At 74.1% G+C, this 17388-nt stretch carries 16 protein-coding genes; 11 read left to right on the top strand and 5 right to left on the bottom strand.

The annotated features are described in order from the left end of the window. The first annotated feature begins 1 nt into the window (after nucleotide 1). Nucleotides 2-628, top strand: a complete 627-nt coding sequence (locus HZB25_07075; protein ID MBI5836988.1) for a YceI family protein — start codon at nucleotides 2-4, stop codon at nucleotides 626-628. Between the two features lie 144 nt (nucleotides 629-772). Here the strand turns inward: HZB25_07075 and HZB25_07080 are convergent, their stop codons facing one another. Beyond that, nucleotides 773-3457, bottom strand: coding sequence for a hypothetical protein (locus HZB25_07080; protein ID MBI5836989.1), 2685 nt, complete (start codon nucleotides 3455-3457; stop codon nucleotides 773-775). A gap of 107 nt (nucleotides 3458-3564) precedes the next feature. Between HZB25_07080 and HZB25_07085 the strand changes: the two genes are divergently transcribed. The 4 genes from HZB25_07085 to HZB25_07100 all read left to right on the top strand — a co-directional run bounded on the left by HZB25_07085 (nucleotide 3565) and on the right by HZB25_07100 (nucleotide 5863). After that, nucleotides 3565-3972 carry a hypothetical protein gene (locus tag HZB25_07085; protein MBI5836990.1) on the top strand — a complete coding sequence of 136 codons (408 nt, stop codon included), beginning with the start codon at nucleotides 3565-3567 and terminating at the stop codon, nucleotides 3970-3972. A 139-nt stretch (nucleotides 3973-4111) separates the two neighbouring features. Beyond that, on the top strand, nucleotides 4112-4660 hold the full coding sequence (locus HZB25_07090) for a metal-dependent transcriptional regulator (protein MBI5836991.1): 549 nt from the start codon (nucleotides 4112-4114) through the stop codon (nucleotides 4658-4660). After that, the gene (locus tag HZB25_07095) at nucleotides 4644-5492 is read left to right on the top strand and encodes a hypothetical protein (protein MBI5836992.1); all 849 of its coding nucleotides are present in this window, start codon (nucleotides 4644-4646) and stop codon (nucleotides 5490-5492) included. Before HZB25_07090 ends, HZB25_07095 begins: the two co-directional genes overlap by 17 nt. Before the next feature lie 98 nt (nucleotides 5493-5590). Further along, complete coding sequence (locus HZB25_07100; GenBank protein ID MBI5836993.1) at nucleotides 5591-5863, top strand: hypothetical protein; 273 nt, start codon at nucleotides 5591-5593, stop codon at nucleotides 5861-5863. 12 nt (nucleotides 5864-5875) lie between these two features. Here HZB25_07100 and HZB25_07105 read toward each other — a convergent pair whose 3' ends face one another. The 4 genes from HZB25_07105 to HZB25_07120 are packed head-to-tail and all read right to left on the bottom strand — an operon-like array spanning nucleotide 5876 to nucleotide 12173. Continuing rightward, entirely contained in the window at nucleotides 5876-7504 is a 1629-nt protein-coding gene (locus tag HZB25_07105; protein MBI5836994.1) for a glycosyltransferase family 39 protein, read from the bottom strand. Between the two features lie 11 nt (nucleotides 7505-7515). Then, a complete protein-coding gene (locus tag HZB25_07110; GenBank protein MBI5836995.1) occupies nucleotides 7516-10719 on the bottom strand; it encodes a DNA polymerase III subunit alpha in 3204 nt (1067 codons plus the stop codon). Next, nucleotides 10682-11875, bottom strand: coding sequence for a DNA polymerase IV (locus HZB25_07115; GenBank protein MBI5836996.1), 1194 nt, complete (start codon nucleotides 11873-11875; stop codon nucleotides 10682-10684). Before HZB25_07115 ends, HZB25_07110 begins: the two co-directional genes overlap by 38 nt. Before the next feature lie 46 nt (nucleotides 11876-11921). After that, the gene (locus HZB25_07120) at nucleotides 11922-12173 is read right to left on the bottom strand and encodes a hypothetical protein (protein MBI5836997.1); all 252 of its coding nucleotides are present in this window, start codon (nucleotides 12171-12173) and stop codon (nucleotides 11922-11924) included. A gap of 172 nt (nucleotides 12174-12345) precedes the next feature. On the opposite strand from HZB25_07120, the gene HZB25_07125 reads away from it, so the two are divergent. From HZB25_07125 to HZB25_07150, 6 genes are read left to right on the top strand one after another with little or no spacing between them, the layout of a single operon-like run. Continuing rightward, complete coding sequence (locus HZB25_07125; GenBank protein ID MBI5836998.1) at nucleotides 12346-12564, top strand: (2Fe-2S)-binding protein; 219 nt, start codon at nucleotides 12346-12348, stop codon at nucleotides 12562-12564. Between the two features lie 34 nt (nucleotides 12565-12598). Then, the gene (locus HZB25_07130; protein ID MBI5836999.1) at nucleotides 12599-13282 is read left to right on the top strand and encodes a TetR family transcriptional regulator; all 684 of its coding nucleotides are present in this window, start codon (nucleotides 12599-12601) and stop codon (nucleotides 13280-13282) included. Beyond that, entirely contained in the window at nucleotides 13279-14271 is a 993-nt protein-coding gene (locus tag HZB25_07135) for an HlyD family efflux transporter periplasmic adaptor subunit (GenBank protein MBI5837000.1), read from the top strand. The genes HZB25_07130 and HZB25_07135 overlap by 4 nt, the downstream gene beginning before the upstream one ends. Then, entirely contained in the window at nucleotides 14268-15233 is a 966-nt protein-coding gene (locus HZB25_07140) for an ABC transporter ATP-binding protein (protein MBI5837001.1), read from the top strand. Before HZB25_07135 ends, HZB25_07140 begins: the two co-directional genes overlap by 4 nt. Further along, the gene (locus tag HZB25_07145) at nucleotides 15233-16234 is read left to right on the top strand and encodes an ABC transporter ATP-binding protein (protein MBI5837002.1); all 1002 of its coding nucleotides are present in this window, start codon (nucleotides 15233-15235) and stop codon (nucleotides 16232-16234) included. The genes HZB25_07140 and HZB25_07145 overlap by 1 nt, the downstream gene beginning before the upstream one ends. Further along, nucleotides 16227-17363 (top strand): ABC transporter permease, encoded by a 1137-nt coding sequence (locus tag HZB25_07150; protein ID MBI5837003.1) that lies wholly within the window; start codon nucleotides 16227-16229, stop codon nucleotides 17361-17363. Before HZB25_07145 ends, HZB25_07150 begins: the two co-directional genes overlap by 8 nt. The last annotated feature ends 25 nt before the right edge of the window (nucleotides 17364-17388 follow it).

Genomic DNA, 17388 nt, shown 5'->3' on the forward strand with positions numbered 1-17388 from the left:
CATGAAACGTCGCACGCTCGTCCGCACGCTCACCACCCTGGGCCTGGCCGCGGCCGTCTCCGCGCAGGCCGCCCCGGTCAGCTACAGGATCGACCCGTCGCATTCCGAGGTGGGCTTCACCATCCGCCACCTGGTCAGCAAGGTGCACGGCAACTTCGCGAAGTTCAAGGGCACCTTCACCTACGACGCCGCCAACCTGGCCGCCTCCTCGGTGACCGTGGAGATCCCCACCGCCAGCATCAACACCGGCGTGGAGCGGCGGGACAATCACCTTCGCAGCGCGGACTTCTTCGCCGCCGACAGTTTCCCGACCATCACGTTTGCCAGCAAGTCCGTGAAGCCGCTGGGCAAGGACAGCTTCGAGTTCACCGGCGACCTCACCATGCGCGGCGTGACGCGTCCTGTGACGCTGACGGCAAACGTGCTGGGTTCCGGCCCGGGCGCGGACGGCGTCGGCCGCATGGGCTTCGAGGCCGTCGGCAAGCTGAACCGCAAGGACTTCGGCGTGCTGTGGAACCACCAGCTCGACAAGGGCGGGTTCGTGCTGGGCGACGACGTGAACCTGAACATCACCGTCGAGGCCATCGAAGGGGCGGCGCCCGCGCCCGCGCCGGCGCCACAGAAGTAGCCGCGCTTCGGACCCGTCGCGGTGGGGCCGGAGCAGCTCCCGGACTTCCGGGACGCGAAACGACAAAGGGGCGGGACGCATGCGCGTCCCGCCCCTTTGTCGTTTCGCTGCGGGCCGGGGCGCTGAGGCTCCCGGCCCGGACGGCTACTCCCTGCGGCCGCGGGCGGCTCCTGCCAGCAGCACGATCACCACCAGCGCCAGCGTGGCCAGCGCCACCGCGCCGACCCACGGGACCACGCGCAACTCCGGCGCCAGCCGGACGGACTCGAAGGCGGAGCCCAGCACCAGGAACGCCGGGCCCGGTGCGGCGGAGTCCGCAGCCGCCGCGGCGCGCGCGGCGCTGGCCCCGGCCTGGAGCCGGGAGTGGAACGCGGACATCCAGGCGGATGTGGGATCCGCGTCCCCCCGCCCCGGTGCGGCCCCCGGAGGGCCGGACGGCGGAGGGCCCCCCACCTGCACAGCGACGACCGAGACACCGGTTTCCAGCGCTGCGTGCGCGCGGGCCAGGGCCGCGAGGCCGGGGGATTCCGCCATCGCGCCTCCCGCGTGGTTCCCGCCGGTGGCGCGCGCCGCAGCGGGCCCCAGGAGGACCGTGCACCCGGCACGCTGGGCGATCCGCACGGGGGTGCCCACGGCACGGCCGCCGGCTCCCGCGCGGAACCAATCCGGGCCGGGGCCCGCGGAATCGGGTGCCTCCGGGGTGCCGTTCCCCTCCGATACCGGCGACAGCGAGCCCGGCGCGACTCCCACCCACGAGGAGCGGCCCGTGCGCGCGGCCGGCCGCGTCGAGAGCCACGCCCACGAGCCGGCCGAGGCGGCCACCGCGCGCGCCGGTTCGGCAGCACCCGCGGTGCCGGCGGCCGGGTTCGCCTGCGGCGGGATGCTCCACGGCAGGCTGGACGGGACGGTCACCATTTCGGGGTCGGGGACGAGCACCAGGCGGGTGAGCCCCGGCGGCAGGCGGGGCTCGACCGGCCGGGCCAGCCGGTCCCGAAGCATCGCGGCGGAGCTGTCGCTGCCCCGCGAGGCCAGGCGGCAGGCCGGCACCAGATCCAGAGACGGGCCCAGGTCCACCCGGACCAGCGAATCGTGCGTGGCAATCCACACGCAGGCGCCGTCGGCCGCCAGGGAGTACGTGAGCAGGGCCTCGCCGGGGCGCAGCGCGCGCTGCACCTCGGATACGGCCGCGGGGCGCAAGTGGCGCGCGGCCAGGAGCCGGGCGTCCACCGCGGACTGCAGGCTGTCGGCGGCGCGCACCAGGGGCAGCCAGCCGTCTTCGCCCGCCGGAGGGCGCGCGCGGGATGCGGCCAGTTCCACGGCCAGGGCGGATGCGAGGGCCCGCTCCTGCGGCGTCCAGAGGCGCAGCCGCGCGGCGCCCGGACCCTCCAGCGCGCGCAGCAGCGCCGCGGCGCGGGCGTCCTCCTGCAGCTGCCAGCCGCGCGCCGGGTTGGGCTCCATGAGCGCCACGTTCAGGCGCCGACGCAGCAGGCCGTCGCTCGCGACCCAGGCCGGCACGCGCGGTCCGTCCTGCATCCAGCGGGCGGTCTCGGCGCGCGACAGAGCCGCCGCGGCGCGGGCGTACCAGCGAAACGCGGCGTCCGGTCGGGCATCGAGTGTCTCGGCGTCCCCCAGGGCCTGGTCCGCGGCGGCCTCCATCTCGGGCTCGCCCAGGCGCAGCGCTTCGAGGCGCGCCCTCGTCAGCTCGACGCGCGCGGAGGCGGTGCGGTGGTCGGCCAGCGAGGCCAGCCCGTGCAGCAGCGTCGCGCCCAGGGCGATCGAAGGGGCGGCCGCGGCGCCGTGGCCCGCCACCGCGCCGGCCCAGGTGCGCGCGCCGGCGGGGTTCGAGGAGTGCAGCTCGATGCGCCCGAGGGCCAGCGCCGCCCGGGCTGCAATGTCATTCGCCCCGGCCGCGCGGGCCGCCGCGCGCAGCGCCAGGTAGATCGTGGCCGCCGAGTCCGAATCGCCGCCGGTCCACGCCAGCGCGCCTCGCCGCTCCAGCAGCGCGAGCCGGATCTCGCCGGTGGAATCGGCGGACGAGAGCGGCTCCGCCTGGTCCAGGTCGCGGGCCGCGGCAGCGTACCAGCCGGTCTCGGAATTCAGATCCGCGTGCGCCAGGAGAAGTGCCGCGCGCGCCCGGGGCGGCAGCGGCGCCACGTCGCCCCCGCCGCCGGCGCCGGTGAGCATCGCCTCGGCGGAGGGCAGGGCCCGCTGCAGGTACAGCTGGCGCGCGCGCGCGGCGGCCGCCAGCGCGGCAAGGCCGGGATCGCGCGAATCCTGCGCGGCCCGGGCGGCGCGCTCCAGGTGACGGCCCCGGGCCAGCGCGTCGTCGAGGTCCTTGTCGATTGCGGCGCATTGCAGCCATAGCCGGGCCTGTTCGCGGGGCTGGCGGGCGGCCTGCGCAGCCTGCTCCAGCAGCGCCACGGCCTGGTCCGGGCGGCCGTCGCGGCGCTCCGCCTCGGCCAGGGCGGCCAGGGTGCGCGCCACCCCGGAGGAATCCCCGCGAGCGCGCCACAGCGGCAGCGCGGCGTGCAGCACGATGCGTGCGCGCGCCCCGTCGCGACCCAGTTCCACCTGGCCGATGCGGAGCAGGGACACGGCCTCCATCGAGTCCAGCCCGGTGGCGTGGGCCAGGGCGTAGGCACGCTTGTAGTGCTGAAGGGCGGTGGCGGGGGAGGACGCGGCCAGCTTGGTGCCCCGCTCCAGCTCCTGCTGGAACGCTGCGATGGGATCGGGGGCGGCGGGCCTGGCCGGGCTCGCGAAGAGCCCCGCGAGCACCAGGCAGCCGGCGCAAGCCAGGGAGGCGGGTCGGCGCGGGGCGCGGTTGGACATGGCGCGCAGTATAGAGGCCCCGCTCCCCGGTTGCCAGCATCGCCGGCTCCGTCCGCCGCATCCAAGAGAGTGCCGCATCGTCCGTCCTGGCCGCGAAGGGATCATGCATGAAGAGCAGATTCGCCCTCGCGCCACCCCTGGTCCTGTTCGCCGTGGCCGGGCTGCTGACGTCCTGCTACGAAAGCAACGCCCCCGGCAACCCCAACCCCGGTACCGGCACGGAACTCTCCTCCCCGACGCTCAACGGTGGCGAGAGCTACCCCCACACTTTCAACACCACCGGCAACTTCCCGTACAAGTGCACCATCCACGGCACGTGCCAGGGGCTCTTCGGCACGGTGGTGGTGGTGCCGGCTTCCGCGGCCATCCAGGCGGCACACCACCACACGACTGTTACCCTGAGCAGCGGTGGCGGGTGTTACACGCTTTCGGCCAGCGAGGATTCGGTGCGGGTGGGTGAGACCGTGACCTGGACCAACAACAGCGCGGCGCCGCACAACGTGATGAGCCGATAGCACCGTGAGCCGGTAGGTCCACCCCCTCCACCCCCCCCTCGAGACGGAGACCAGAAAGAAGGTGTTGACAGGGGTGTGTTTGTCGTCCTATAGTTTGTGTCAACAAACCGTGGTTGTCTATAAGCTACCGGAGGTCGCCATGTCAACATCCCCACTTCGAAACCGCCACGGGCTGGCGGTGAGCACCGAGCACTATCTGCGGGCCATCCTCGAGCTCCGCGAGGAGCGCGGCTACGCGCGCGTGGTGGACATCGCGACGCGGCTGGGGATCACCAAGGGCTCGGTTTCCATCGCCCTGGGACACCTGGAGGAGCGCGGCCTGGTGCGCTTCGATGCCGCCCGCTTTCCGAAGCTCACGCCCCCCGGCCGGCGCGTGGCCATGGATGTCCGGGGCCGCTTCAAGATCGTCCTGACGTTTCTCACCGACGTCCTGGGCCTGCCGCCCGACCGGGCCTCCGCCGAGGCGTGCCGCTGGGAGCACGTGATCAGCCACGACGCCGCCGACCGAATGCTGGACCTGCTGCGGTTTGCCTCGGAGGACGAGGAACAGCGCCGGCTCCTGGACCGCTTCCAGGGGTTCCACCGCCAGTGCGGCACGGAGCTTCCCTGTTCCACATGCCGGGCCCACGGGCCCGTGGAGATCTTCTGCCTCGAACCGAAGGGAGAGCCGAATGAGAAGGATGCCTGACCGCAGCGGCCGGCCCGCCATCGCGCGCGCCGGCCTGCGTACCCGCCTTTCCGTCTGCATGCTCGCGGTCCTGCTGTTGCCGGCGCTTGCGGGCATCGCGCGCGCGGACCGACGCTATTTCCTCTACTCGTACACACCGTACCGCCCGCCGGCCGGCACCCTGGAATTGGAGACGTGGCTCACGGCGAAGACCGGCAAGCAGGATTCCACGCAGCACACCCAGTGGGATCCACGCGTCGAATTCGAGTACGGGATCACGCACCGCCTGACCGCATCCGCCTACCTCAACTTCAGCCAGCCGCCGGGAGAGGCGCTGCGCTTCAAGGCCCCCTCCCTGGAGTTGATCTACTCGCTGGCCGAGCCCGGCCGGCTTCCCGGCGATCCCGCCGTGTACTTCGAAGTGACGGAGACCGGCGACGAGATCGAGCTGGAACCGAAGCTGCTCCTGGCGCACCGCGCGGGGCACATCCTGGCGGCCTTCAACGCGGCCGGGGAGTTCGAGTACCGACACGACGCGGAGGAGTTGCTGGAGAGCGGCGAGGTGTTGCGCAACGAGTTCAAGCTGAGCCTGTCCGGCGGAATCGCCTTCGACGTGAACTCGCACGTGGCCCTGGGCCTGGAGGCCCGCTACGTGGCGGAGTACCCGAACTTCGGGGCCAAGTCCGCGTCCATGTTCTCCGCCGGCCCGTGCCTCAATCTGCAGTCGGAGAAGGTGCAGCTCTCGCTGGCGGTGATGCCCCAGATCTCGGGCAGCCCCCGCTCCTCGGGACACCGGAACCTGGTGGACTTCGAGCGCACCCAGGTGCGCGCGATCCTGGGCGTCGACCTGTGATGGGCGGCGCGCCGCACGTCTCGCGTGGGACGCCGAACCCGTCCGCGCGCCTGGAGCGGCGCCCGGCGCCCGCCTCGCCCGTCCCGCGGGCTCGTCTCGTGCCGCCCGCGCTCCTGGGGCTCCTGGCACTGCTCGTGGCCGCGGGTTGCGCGCCGGGGCCATCCCGTCGCGCGGCCCGCCCCGAGACCTACGGCTGGAAGTTGATGGAGCGGAGATGCCAGGGGTGTCACGATCTGCCCGATCCCGGTGACATGACGCGCGAGGATTGGATGAAGGGCCTGGACCGCATGAGGAAACGCTTCCGTCTCCAGCCGGCCGAGTGGGACACGCTGGCGGCCCTCGCGGCGCCCGACACTTCGTCCACCCGCTGACGGCGGGCCGGCTCAGAACTCCCTCAGCCGGTCCTGCGGCACGCCGAGGAAGCCCCGGCATTCGTAGAGGTAGAACCGCCGCCGCACCACCCCGGTCCACGGTTCCACGATCGGGACCTCGCGCGCGGCGCTCCAAACCCGGAACAGCCCGCGCACCGGGTCGTCGCCCGCCAGCGGGGAGCGCGTCACCCACACCGCGCTGCCGCCGGGAGGCGGCGCGCCGGGGGCCCAGAAGTCGTACTGGTGATGCCGCCGCCCGATCGGCGGGCACCAGGTGGGAGCGTGGTCGGGCGCGTAGAAGGACAGCTCGGCGGGGATGGCGTAGTCATCCACCGTCGCCGCCACCGCCGGCGTCGGCCCCGCGAGCGCGCGCCGCGCGGCGTACACCTCTTCGCCCAGCCGCCGCCAGCCGTGCAGGCGGTGCAGCGGGTCCCGGTCCGGCCGCGAGGCGTCGCCTCCCAGGCTCCAGAAGAGCGGGGCGCCATGCGCGGCCAGCGTGAGCGCCAGCGCCGTGCCCAGCGCCGCGGGCACGACGAGCGGCATCCACCCCCGGCGCGCCCAGGCCGCGTCCACGCGCAGCGCCCATGCGGCGGCCAGCCCCAGCGTGGCGGCCGAGGTCCAGTTGGCTTCCGAGCGGCCCGCGAACGCCAGCGTGGCCACGTAGGCGAACAGCGGCCAGGTGCCCAGCGCGAGCAGCCGCGCGCCGTCGTCGCGCCGCGCGCGGGCTGCCGCCGACCCGATGGCCACCAGCGCGGAAGCGAAGTACACCGGCGTGAGCACCGCGAACTGCCCCTCGACGTAGTACGCCACGCCTCCCCAACGGATGCCCCGCCACGTCGGCGTCTCCACGCGCACCAGCCCCAGCGCGTGTCTCAGGCCCACCCAGTCGTGCTGCGCGTTCCACGCGAGGTAGGGCGAGACCACCGCCACCGCCACCAGCGCCGCCACGTACGGCCAGGGCCCGGTGAACGCCCGCCGCGTGGCGGGCGTGGCGATCAGCCACGCCGCGGCGACGAGACCCAGCCACAGGAACGTGTGATGCGTGAGCCCGCCGAGCCCCAGCCACAGGCCCAGGGCCAGCCACGCGCGCGGGGCGCCGGCCGGGCGGTCCGCACCGTGAGCCGGCGCCGTGGCGGCGCCACGTGCGGCCGTGTCGCCGGCCCCGCCGCGAAGCTCCCACAGCGTGTGCATCACCAGGGCCCACAGCACCAGCTGCGGCAGGTAGTAGGTCATGACGATCGCGTTGAGTTGCCCGAGCGGGGTGAGCGAGACTGCCAGCACCGCCAGGCACCCCGCGCGGCGTGAACCTCCCAGGCGGCGCACCAGCGAGGCGAGGAGCAGCAGCGTCGCCGAGCCCATCGCGAGCGCCCCGGCTCGAACGCCCGGTTCGGTGTCGCCCAGCAGCAGGGTGAACGCGCGGATGGCCCACGCGACCATCGGTCCCTGGTCGTAGTAGCCGAACGCGGGGTGGCGCGACCATTCCCAGAAGTAGGCTTCGTCGGGGGAGAGGTTGTAGGGGCCGAACAGGACGATGGCGAGGCGCACCGCGGCCAGCGCGGCGACGGTCCACCACGTGGCCGGGCCGAGGCCGGGCGGTTCGGCGGGTCGGTGGGGTGTGTTGATCTCGGCGCGCGGACCCATGGCCCGCGACCTTACCACGGAGTGGCGGGGCGCGCAGCGGCGCGGGGGAGCGGGAGACTGCCGGAGTCCGCGCGGGCATCCCGCGTGCGGGCGCTCACATCCGCCGCGCGTGGGCCCGCATCGCCCGGCCGGGGATCCGGCAGTCGCGACCACCGCCGGGCCGTGACGGTGACCGCGCCCATCTGCTCCTCCACGCGGCCTTCCACCAGCAGCGGGCCGCCCTCGACCGGCGGGGGAGCCAGCGCGTAGGCGTCGGGGAAGAAGGTGCACTCGACCAGGCCGGTGGCCGCGGCCAGCGTCAGGAAGAGCATGCGGCGCCCGTCGCGCGCGCGGACGCGCCGCGCGGCGCACGGCAGGCCCGCCACGCGGACCTCGCGGCCCACGCGTCGCTCCAGCGTGTCCGCGGGCGCGGGGCGGAGCTCCCCCAGCACGCCAGCCCACGGCAGGAGCGGCGGGCCGCTGACGGCGAAGCCCGCGGCCTTCATTTCGCGCGTCATCGACTCCAGCGGCTCGAACTCCGGCAGGTCCGGCAGCGCGCACGGTGCGCGGTGGCCCGGGAACAGTCCGCCGGGCTGCGCGTCACGGTAGGCGTCGCGCGTGGCGGCGAGCTCGAAGAGCAGCGCGGCGCGGGTGCGGCCGGTGAAGTCGAACGCTCCCGCTTCGATGAGCGCGGCGCACTCCCGCTCCGGCAGACGCGCGCGCGCCAGGAAGTCGGGCAGCGAGGCAAACGGTCCGTCGGCGCGGCGCGCGGCGAGCAGGCGCGCGCGCGAGGCCGCGGAGAGCGCGGCCACGGTGGCCAGGCCGGCGCGGACTGCGCGATGGAGGCCTGCGTCCTCGAGCGTGAATTCCTCCTCGGACGCATTCACGGCCGGCCCGCGCACCTCCACGCCGACCCGCCGCGCCTCCTCCAGGTGCACCCACAGCGGGTACATCCCCTGGTGGTGGTTGGCCACCGCACGATAGAACTCGACCGGGTGGTGCGCCTTGAGGTAGGCCGCGTGCCACGCCAGCGCCCCGTAGCCCGCGGCGTGCGCCTTGCAGAAAGAGTACGCCGCGAAGCGCGCCAGGGACGCCCACACCTCCCGCGCCACCGCCTCCTCCACCCCGCGCTGCACGCACCGGGCGATGAAGGTGTGCCCCAGCGCGGCGCGCTCGGCGTCGGTGTGGGTCGCGGAGATGGCGCGCCGCACCAGGTCCCCGTCGGCCAGCGGCTGCCCCAGCATGGCCGCGGCCACCGTCATCACGTCCTCCTCGTAGAGCAGCAACCCCAGCGTGGGCTCCAGCGCCTCGCGCAGCCACGGGTGCGGCACGCTCACCGGCTCCAGCCCGTGCAGCCGGCGGAGGTAGCGCTCCTTCATGCCCGAGTCCGACGGCCCCGGACGGATGAGCGCCACCGCCGCGACGGTGTCCGCGAGGCTCGCCGGGCGCATCTGTCGCAGCAGGTGACGCATGGCCGGAGACTCCAGCTGGAAGCAGGAAAGCGTGCGCCCGGTCTGCAGCAGCGCGACGGTGGCGGGGTCGCCGTCGGGGGCGCGGGCGGCTGACAGAACGGAACCGAGGCGCGACCCGTCTTCTCCCCGCCCGCCCAACGCCGACGCTCGCGCGGAACCACCGTCGCCCACCGCCGCCACCGTCTCCGCGATCTCCGAGAGCGCACGGTTTCCGAGCAGGTCCATCTTCACCAGCCCCAGCGCCTCCACCGCGCGCATTTCGCACTGCGTGATGGTCACGCCGCGCGGCGAGCGGGCCAGCGCCGTGTAGTGCGTGAGCGGCCGGTCGGCGATCACCACCCCCCCGGGGTGCATCCCGAGGTGGTGCAGGCGGCCCTCCAGCGACGCGGCCAGGCGCAGCGCGGCGTCCAGCTCCGGCTCGCGCCAGTCCACGCGGCGCGCGGGCGGGTGCTCCGCGAGCGCGGCGTGCACCTCGCTGGCGGTCGTCTCCAGCGACCGCGGCAGTCGCGCCGCCAGCCGGTCGGTGTCCGCGGGGCCGACTCCCAGCGCCTTGGCGGTCTCCCGGAAGGCGGAGCGGAACCCGAACGTGGCGTGCGTGGCGATCATCGCGGTGAGCCCGCCGGGCCACGCGCGCTGCACGTGCGCGATCACCTCCTCGCGCCGCTTCCAGCACAGGTCGATGTCCAGGTCGGGGCAGTCCGGGCGTTCGGGGTGCAGGAAGCGCTCGAAGAACAGCCGGTGTTCCAGCGGGTCCACGTTGGTGATGCCCAGCGCGTACGCGATCACGCTGCTGGCGCCCGAGCCGCGGCCCACGCTGGGGATGCCCGCGCCGCGGGCGAAATCCATGATGCGGGCCACCAGCAGGAAGTACGGCGTGAAGCCCATGCCGTGCGCCTGCGCCAGCTCGTGCCTCAGCCGCCGGCGCGCGGCGGGGAGCCGGCACGGGCCGTAGCGCGCGTGCAGGCCCTCCTCGCAGCGCGCCCGGAGGTGTTCCAGCGGATCTCCCGAGGGCACGTCCACCGCCGGGAAGATGGGCCGGCCGGGCAGGATGTCCACGCGGCACGCCTCCGCCAGCGCGGCGTTGCGGATGCGCGCGCCCGGGAACGCCTCGAACTCGCGCTCCGCCGCCTCCGGCCCCAGCAGCCGCGCGTGTGCGGGGGCGGCGGACTCCGGCGGCACGCGCGCCGCGAGCGTCTTCCTGCGCGCGGCCTCCAGCGCGCGCCGCAGTTCGCGCTGCGGCTCCTCCAGCCACAGCGTCTCCCCGGTGGCCACCAGCGGCCGGTGCGCCTCGTGCGCCAGCCGGGCGGCGCGCTGCGCCAGCGCGGGGGCGCCGCAACCGGCGCGCAGCCGCGTGAACGCCGTGCCTTCCGGCAGCGGGGCCAGCCGGCGCAGCGTGGCCGCGTGGTCGGAGAGCACGAACAGCCCGCGGGCGTCCCCGAGCAGCGCCGCCGCCGCGTCGAAACCGGGCTCCATGGCCGCGGCCGTGGCCAGCGCGCACAGCCGCGCGTAGCCCTCGCGGTCGCGCGCCAGCAGCAGCGCGGCGCACTCCGGGCGGCGCAGTTCCAGGCCCAGGATGGGCCGCACGCCCTCGGCCCGCGCCGCGCGGAAGAAGGTGACGGCGTGCGCGAGACTCTCCACGTCGGCCAGCGCCAGCGCCGCGTGGCCCGCGCGCGCGGCGGCACGCGCCAGCTCGCCCGGCGACGCGCACCCGCGCAGCCACGAGCCGTCACTTTGTGAGTGAAGGGGTACGAAGCACGAACCCATGCTCGTTCTGCTCCAGCCTGCCCAGCAGGTGCAGCGCGCCGCCCGAGACCACCGCGCCGTGGCCGAAGCGCCCGCGCACCTCGTCCAGCGCGCCCAGCAGCGAGGCCTCGCGCGCGGGGTCGGCGTCGAAGAGGCGGCCCTGGCGCCCGCCCGCCGGGCCCAGGCCGGTGGCGCGCACCCCCACCAGGTGCAGCGCCACGCGGCGCGTGTGCATGCGGCGCAGCAGGTCGCGCGCCGTCTCGAACAGCAGCGAGTCGAGGTCGGTGGGTTCGGCCAGGGTGCGCGAGCGCGTGTCGCCCTGGCCGTCGGAGGTGCGCATCGAGCAGCCCACGGTGCGCGCCGCCAGCCCCAGCTCGCGCAGGGCGCGGCCCAGGCGGCCGGCCAGGTAGCCCAGCATGCCCTCGATCTCCCCGGTGTCGGTGGCGGGGGAGTGAAAGCTGGTTTCGCGGCTCACGCTCCCCGGGATCTCGCGCGGGCCCACGGCGCGCGTGTCGCGCCCGTGACTGCGCTCGTGGAGCGCCTCGCCGGCCGCACCCAGCAGCCGCGCCAGCGCCTCGCGCGGCACCGCGCGCAGCGCGGCGACGGTGGTGATGTTGAGCCCCCTGAGGCGCCTCGCGGTGCGCGGCCCCACGCCGGGCAGATCCTCCACGGGACGGCCCTCCAGGAACGCGGGGGCCTCCCCGGCGGTGATGTGGTTCAGCCCGTCGGGGCGGCGAATCTTGCACGCCAGCTTCGCCAGCATGCGGTTGGGGCCGATCCCCACGCTCACGGTCAGCCCCACCTCGCGACGGATGCGCTCCTTGAGCCGCGCGGCCGCCGCCACCGGGTCGCCGTGGTAGCGCTCGGTGCCCGCAAGGTCCAGGTAGGCCTCGTCCAGGTACGACTCCACCGCGCCGCTCACGCCCCCGCACAGTTCGAAGATGGCCTCCGCGAAGCACCGGTAGGTCTGCGCCGAGCCCTCCAGGATCACCACGCCCGGGCAGCGCCGCCGCGCCTCGGAGAGCCGCATGCCCGCCCGCAGCCCGTGGCGGCGCGCCTCGTAGGAGCACGAGGCGATGACGCCCGCGCCCACGATCACCGGGCGACCGCGCAGCGGCGGGTAGCGCAGTTGCTCCACCTGCGCGAAGAAGGCGTCGATGTCCACATGGAGGATCATGAGTCGCTCCCGCCCCGGCCCCGCGGGGAGGCGCCGCCCCCGCTCGTCACTCGATCAGCACCGCCTGCACCCGCCACTGCATGTCGGCGGCGTCCAGGCGCAGCTCGAAGATCTCGCCGCCCTCGGTCCCGGCGGAGAAGTGGAACCGCGGGTGACGGCCCGCGCGGTCCACCCAGCGCGCGTGCACCTGCGTCACAACGATCTCGCGCCCTCCCCGCGTGAAGGCCAGGGGCGTGACGCGCCCGGCGGAGAATTCGGCGCGGCAGGCCACCGGCTCGTCCAGCAGCTCCACCTTCACGGCTCGTGCCTTGCGGGCCGGTGCTCCGCGCCCGCCTGCGGGGCTCTTCCATGCATACTGCCCATATGGGCAGTATGCATCCACGACAACTGCGACGTCAAGACGTCCCAGGCGGGTCGTGCGTCCGCTCCCCGACCGGGCAGGGCTCATCCAAGACAGGACCATGGACCCGATCCGCGTGGACACCTGCCTGTGCAGCGGCTGGACCTTTGCCCGTCTCCGGGAGCGCCTGCAGGCGGGCGGTTCGCTGGAGGAGCTCATGCGTTGCACCGGGGCCGGCATGGGCTGCGGGTTGTGCCGGCCCTACCTGCGGGAGATGGCCCGCACCGGCGAGACAGTGTTCCGGAGACTTCTGCCCCCGGAGCCCGGGGATCCGGGGGCGGGCGCTTGACTTGGAATGGAAAGTAAGTAAATATTCACTTACGATGGGAACCCGACCCAACCCCGACTCCCGCGCCGCGGCCCGCCCGCCGGTGCGCCGGCGCAAGGCGGCCGAGGAGCGGCGCGCGGAGATCGCCGCGGCCACCCTGGCCATCCTGGCGGAGGAGGGCCTGCACGCCTGGACCACCGCGGCGCTGGCGCGCCGCGTGGGCGTGTCCGAGGCGTGCCTGTTCCGCCACTACGCGGGCAAGGAGGACATCCTCGCCGACGCCGTGGGCCGCGCCGCCGACGAGCTGCGTCGGCGTATCGAGGCGTACCGCCCCCCGGGCGACGCCTGGCAGGGCGCCCGGGGCCTGGTGCTCACGCTGCTGGAATTCGTGGAGCAGACCGGGGGCGCGCCGCTGGTGGTGCTGAGCGGGCACGCGGCGCCGGTGTCCCGCGGACTCCAGGGCAAGGCCGTCCAGGTCCAGGATCTGCTGCACGCGCGCATGACCGGGTTGTTCCTGCGCGCCCAGGGTGGCCGCCGCTCCCGGGCCCGGGCCGCGCGCCTGGCCAATCTCGCGCTCGCGGTCACGCAGTCCGCGGGGATGCGCTGGATGATCTCCGGGCGAACGCTGCCGCTGCGTGCCACCGCCATGGACATGTTCGACGAACTGAAACGCTGTCTGTCCGATGAACGGGGCGCCGCGCGTGTCGCGCCGCCCGCACCCCAGGAGAGTTCGAGATGATCCCGAAACCAGTCCGTATCGTGGTGCCCCTGCTGATCGTGGCGGCCGTGGCCACGGTCGTCGTGCTGCGCCTCCGCGGCGACGGCGGGGCGGTGGCCGCGTCGGGAACCGTGGAGGCCACCGACGCCCAGCTCGGCTTCCAGGCCCCCGGCAGGATCGAGTCGATCGCCGTCCGCGAGGGCGAGACGGTGCGGACCGGGGCCGAGCTTGCGGTCCTCGACCGCGCCGAGGCCGTGGCCCGCCTGCAGCAGGCCGAGGCGCAGCGCGACGCGGCCCGCGCGGCGCTGGACGAGCTGGAGAAGGGGTTCCGTTCCGAGGAAGTGGCGCAGGCCCGCGACGGCCTGGTCGCCGCCGGGCGGCGGCTGGCGGACGCGAAGTCCGACCTGGACCGCACTTCGCGGCTGCGCGGGGACGGCGCCGTGAGCGAGCAGGCGCTGGACAAGGCCCAGGTGGCCTTCGACGTCGCGAAGAGCCAGCACAGCCAGGCGCGCGAGCAGATGCAGCTGATGCAGGCCGGCCCGCGCAAGGAGCGCATCGCGGCGCAGCGCGCGCAGCTGGCGCAGGCGGAGGCCGCGGTGCGCGGACTGCGGGCCACCCTGGACAACATGACGGTGCGCGCCCCCTTCGACGGCGTGATCACCGTGCGCCACCGGGAGCCCGGGGAGGTGCTCGGCGCCGGCTCGCCGGTGCTGACGCTCATGAACCCCGCCGACCGGTGGGTGCGCATCTACGTGCGCGAAGACCGGGTGGGGGCGGTGCGCCTGGGCCAGCCGGCCGCCATCACGTCCGACACCTACAGGGGCAAGAAATACGAGGGCCGCGTGGTGTTCATCGCCAGCGAGGCGGAGTTCACACCCAAGAGCGTGCAGACGGCAGAGGAACGCGTGAAGCTGGTGTACGCCGTGAAGGTGCAGATTGACGGGGATCCCAGGCACGAGCTGAAACCGGGCATGCCCGCGGACGTCCGCCTGGAGTCGCCCAGGCGATGAGCGCGCCGGAGCCCGGGGGCGCCCAGCCGGCGCGCCCGCCGGTCATCGAGGTCGAAGGCCTCACGCGGCGCTTCGGCGAGCTGGTGGCCGTGGACGGGCTTACCTTCACCGTGGGCCGCGGGGAGTTGTTCGGCCTGGTGGGCCCCGACGGCGCCGGGAAGACCACCACGTTGCGCATGCTGGCGGGCGTGATGCGGCCCAGCTCCGGCGACGCCCGGCTGCTGGGGGTGAGCGTGGCGCGCGACCCCGAGGGCGTGAAGCCCTCGCTGGCGTACATGTCACAGCGCTTCGGTCTGTACCAGGACCTCACCGTGCTCGAGAACCTCAATTTCTACGCCGACCTCTACAGCGTGCCTGCCGCGGAGCGGCCGGCCAGGCTGGAGCGGCTGTTCCGCTTCTCCAGCCTGGGCCCGTTCCGCGATCGCCTGGCCGGGCAGCTCTCGGGGGGGATGAAGCAGAAGTTGGGCCTGTCCTGCGCGCTGGTGCACCAGCCCGAGATCCTGCTGCTGGACGAGCCCACCTTCGGGGTGGATCCCATCTCGCGGCGCGATCTGTGGCTGATCGTGCACGACATGGTGGCCGCCGGCACCACGGTGGTGGTGAGCACCGCATACATGGACGAGGCGGAGCGGTTCGACCGGCTGGTGCTCCTGCACCGCGGGCGCGTACTGGCGCTGGACACGCCCGCCGCGCTGCAGGACGCGCTCGCCGGGGACATGCTCGCGGTGAAGGCCGGGCCGTTGCGCCAGGCGCGCGACGTGGCGCTGCGGCACCCGGGCGTGCGCCACGCGGCGGTGTTCGGCGACCGGCTGCACGTGATGGTGGCGTCCGCCCGGACCGCCGCCGCGCCGCTGGACGCCGCGCTTCGCGCGGCGGGCTGCCAGGTGGAATCCGTGGAGCCCGCGGAGCCGGGCATGGAGGACGTGTTCATCGACCGCGTCGAGCGGGCGGGGACGGAATGATGGACGAACGGAACGCGGGTCCGGGCGCGGGTGTCGCCCCCCCGGGCGCGGGCCCCGCCCCGGCGCCCCTCGCCGCGAGCGCCGGCGATCTCACGCGCCGCTTCGGTGACTTCACCGCCGTGGATCACGTCAGCTTCGAGGTCCGCGCCGGGGAGATCTTCGGCTTCCTGGGGCCGAACGGCGCCGGCAAGACCACCACCATCAAGATGCTCACCGCGCTGCTCAAACCTTCCTCAGGTCGCGCATCCGTGGCGGGCTTCGACGTGGCCCGCGACGCGCGCGAGATCAAGCGCCGCGTGGGCTACATGTCGCAGCTCTTCTCGCTGTACGCCGACCTGACGGTGGACGAGAACATCGCGTTCTTCTCCGGCATCTATGGCGTGGCGCGGGAGCGCCGGGCGGAGCGGCGCGACTGGGTGGTGGGCATGGCGGGCCTGGCCGAGCACACGCGGCGCCTCACCGGCGAACTGCCGCTGGGCTGGAAGCAGCGCCTGGCGCTGGGCTGCGCGGTGCTGCACGAGCCGCCGGTGCTGTTCCTGGACGAGCCCACCTCCGGGGTGGACCCCATCTCCCGCCGCTCCTTCTGGGACCTGATCGGTGGCATGGCCGAGGCCGGCACCACCGTGTTCGTGAGCACGCACTACATGGAGGAGGCCGAGTACTGCCACCGGCTGGCGCTCATGAACCGCGGGCGGCTGATCGCGCTCGACACGCCCGCGGCGCTGCGCGCGGCCATGCGCGAGCCCATCCTGGAAGTGCGCACCGACCACGGCGCGGAGTCGGTGGAGGCGCTGCGCCTGCTCCCGGGGGTGCTGGAGGCGGGCATGTTCGGGCGCGCCGTGCACGTGGCGGTGGCGGACGTCGCCGCGGTCCGCGCCGCGATACCCGGCGCGCTGGGCTCCCGCGGCATCCGCCTGGCCGGGGTGGCGGAGATCCCGCCGTCGCTGGAGGACGTGTTCATCTCCCGCGTCCGCCAGGAGGGGGGCGCGATCGATGGGTAGGAGCGGCCCCGGGCTGAACCGCGGTCGCCTGCTGGCGATCGCGCGCAAGGAACTGCTGCAGCTGCGCCGCGACCGCCGCAGCATGTGGATGGCGTTCGTGCTGCCGCTGCTGCTGGTGGTGATGTTCGGCTACGCCATCACCTGGGACGTGAACAATATCCCGCTGGCGGCGGTGGACCTGGACGGCACCGCCCGCAGCCGGGAGCTGGTGGACGCCTTCCGCGCCTCCGGCTACTTCACCGTGGCGGCGCGTCCCGCGCGGGTGCGGGAGGTGGAGCCGCTGATGGACCGCGGCAAGGTGCGCGTGGCGCTGGTCATCCCCCGCGGCTTCGCCGCCGACCTGGGCGCGGGGCGCACCGCCCCGCTGCAGGTGCTGCTGGACGGCAGCGACGCCAACACCGCCACCATCGCGATGGGCTACACCCAGGGCATCGTGCGCTCCTACTCCAACCGCGTCGCGCTGCGCGCCAGCGGGATGCGCCTTCCGGTGGCCACCCGCAGCCGGGTGTGGTTCAACCAGGAGCTGGCCAGCCGCAACATGATCGTGCCGGGGCTGATCCCGGTGATCATGATGATCATCGCGGCCATGCTCACCTCGCTCACCATCGCGCGCGAGTGGGAGCGCGGGACCATGGAGCAGCTGGCGTCCACCCCGGTGCACCGGCTGGAGGTGGTGCTGGGCAAGCTGCTGCCCTACCTGTGCATCGGCATCGCGGACGTGGTGCTGGCCAGCGTGGTGGGGGTGCTGCTCTTCCACGTGCCGTTCCGCGGCAACGCGGCGCTGCTGATGGTCCTGGCCACCGCGTTCCTGGTGGGCGCGCTGGGTCTGGGCATGTTCATCTCGGCGGTGGCGCGCTCGCAGGTTCTGGCCACGCAGATGGCCATGGTGGCCACGTTCCTGCCCGCGTTCCTGCTCTCGGGCTTCATGTTCAGCATTGATGTCATGCCCGCTCCGCTGCAGGCCATCAGCCTGCTGGTGCCCGCGCGCTACTTCCTGGTGGTGACGCGGGGGATCTTCCTCAAGGGCGTGGGCGTGCACGTCCTGCTGCTCCAGGGACTGCTGATGCTGGCGTTTGCCGCCGCCGGCCTGGCGCTGGCCACCCGCGCGTTCCGCAAGGAGCTCCGGTGAACGACCTCGCCGCCAGCTTCGAGCG

This window comes from Candidatus Eisenbacteria bacterium (assembly GCA_016235265.1).
GTDB lineage: Bacteria > Eisenbacteria > RBG-16-71-46 > RBG-16-71-46 > JACRLI01 > JACRLI01.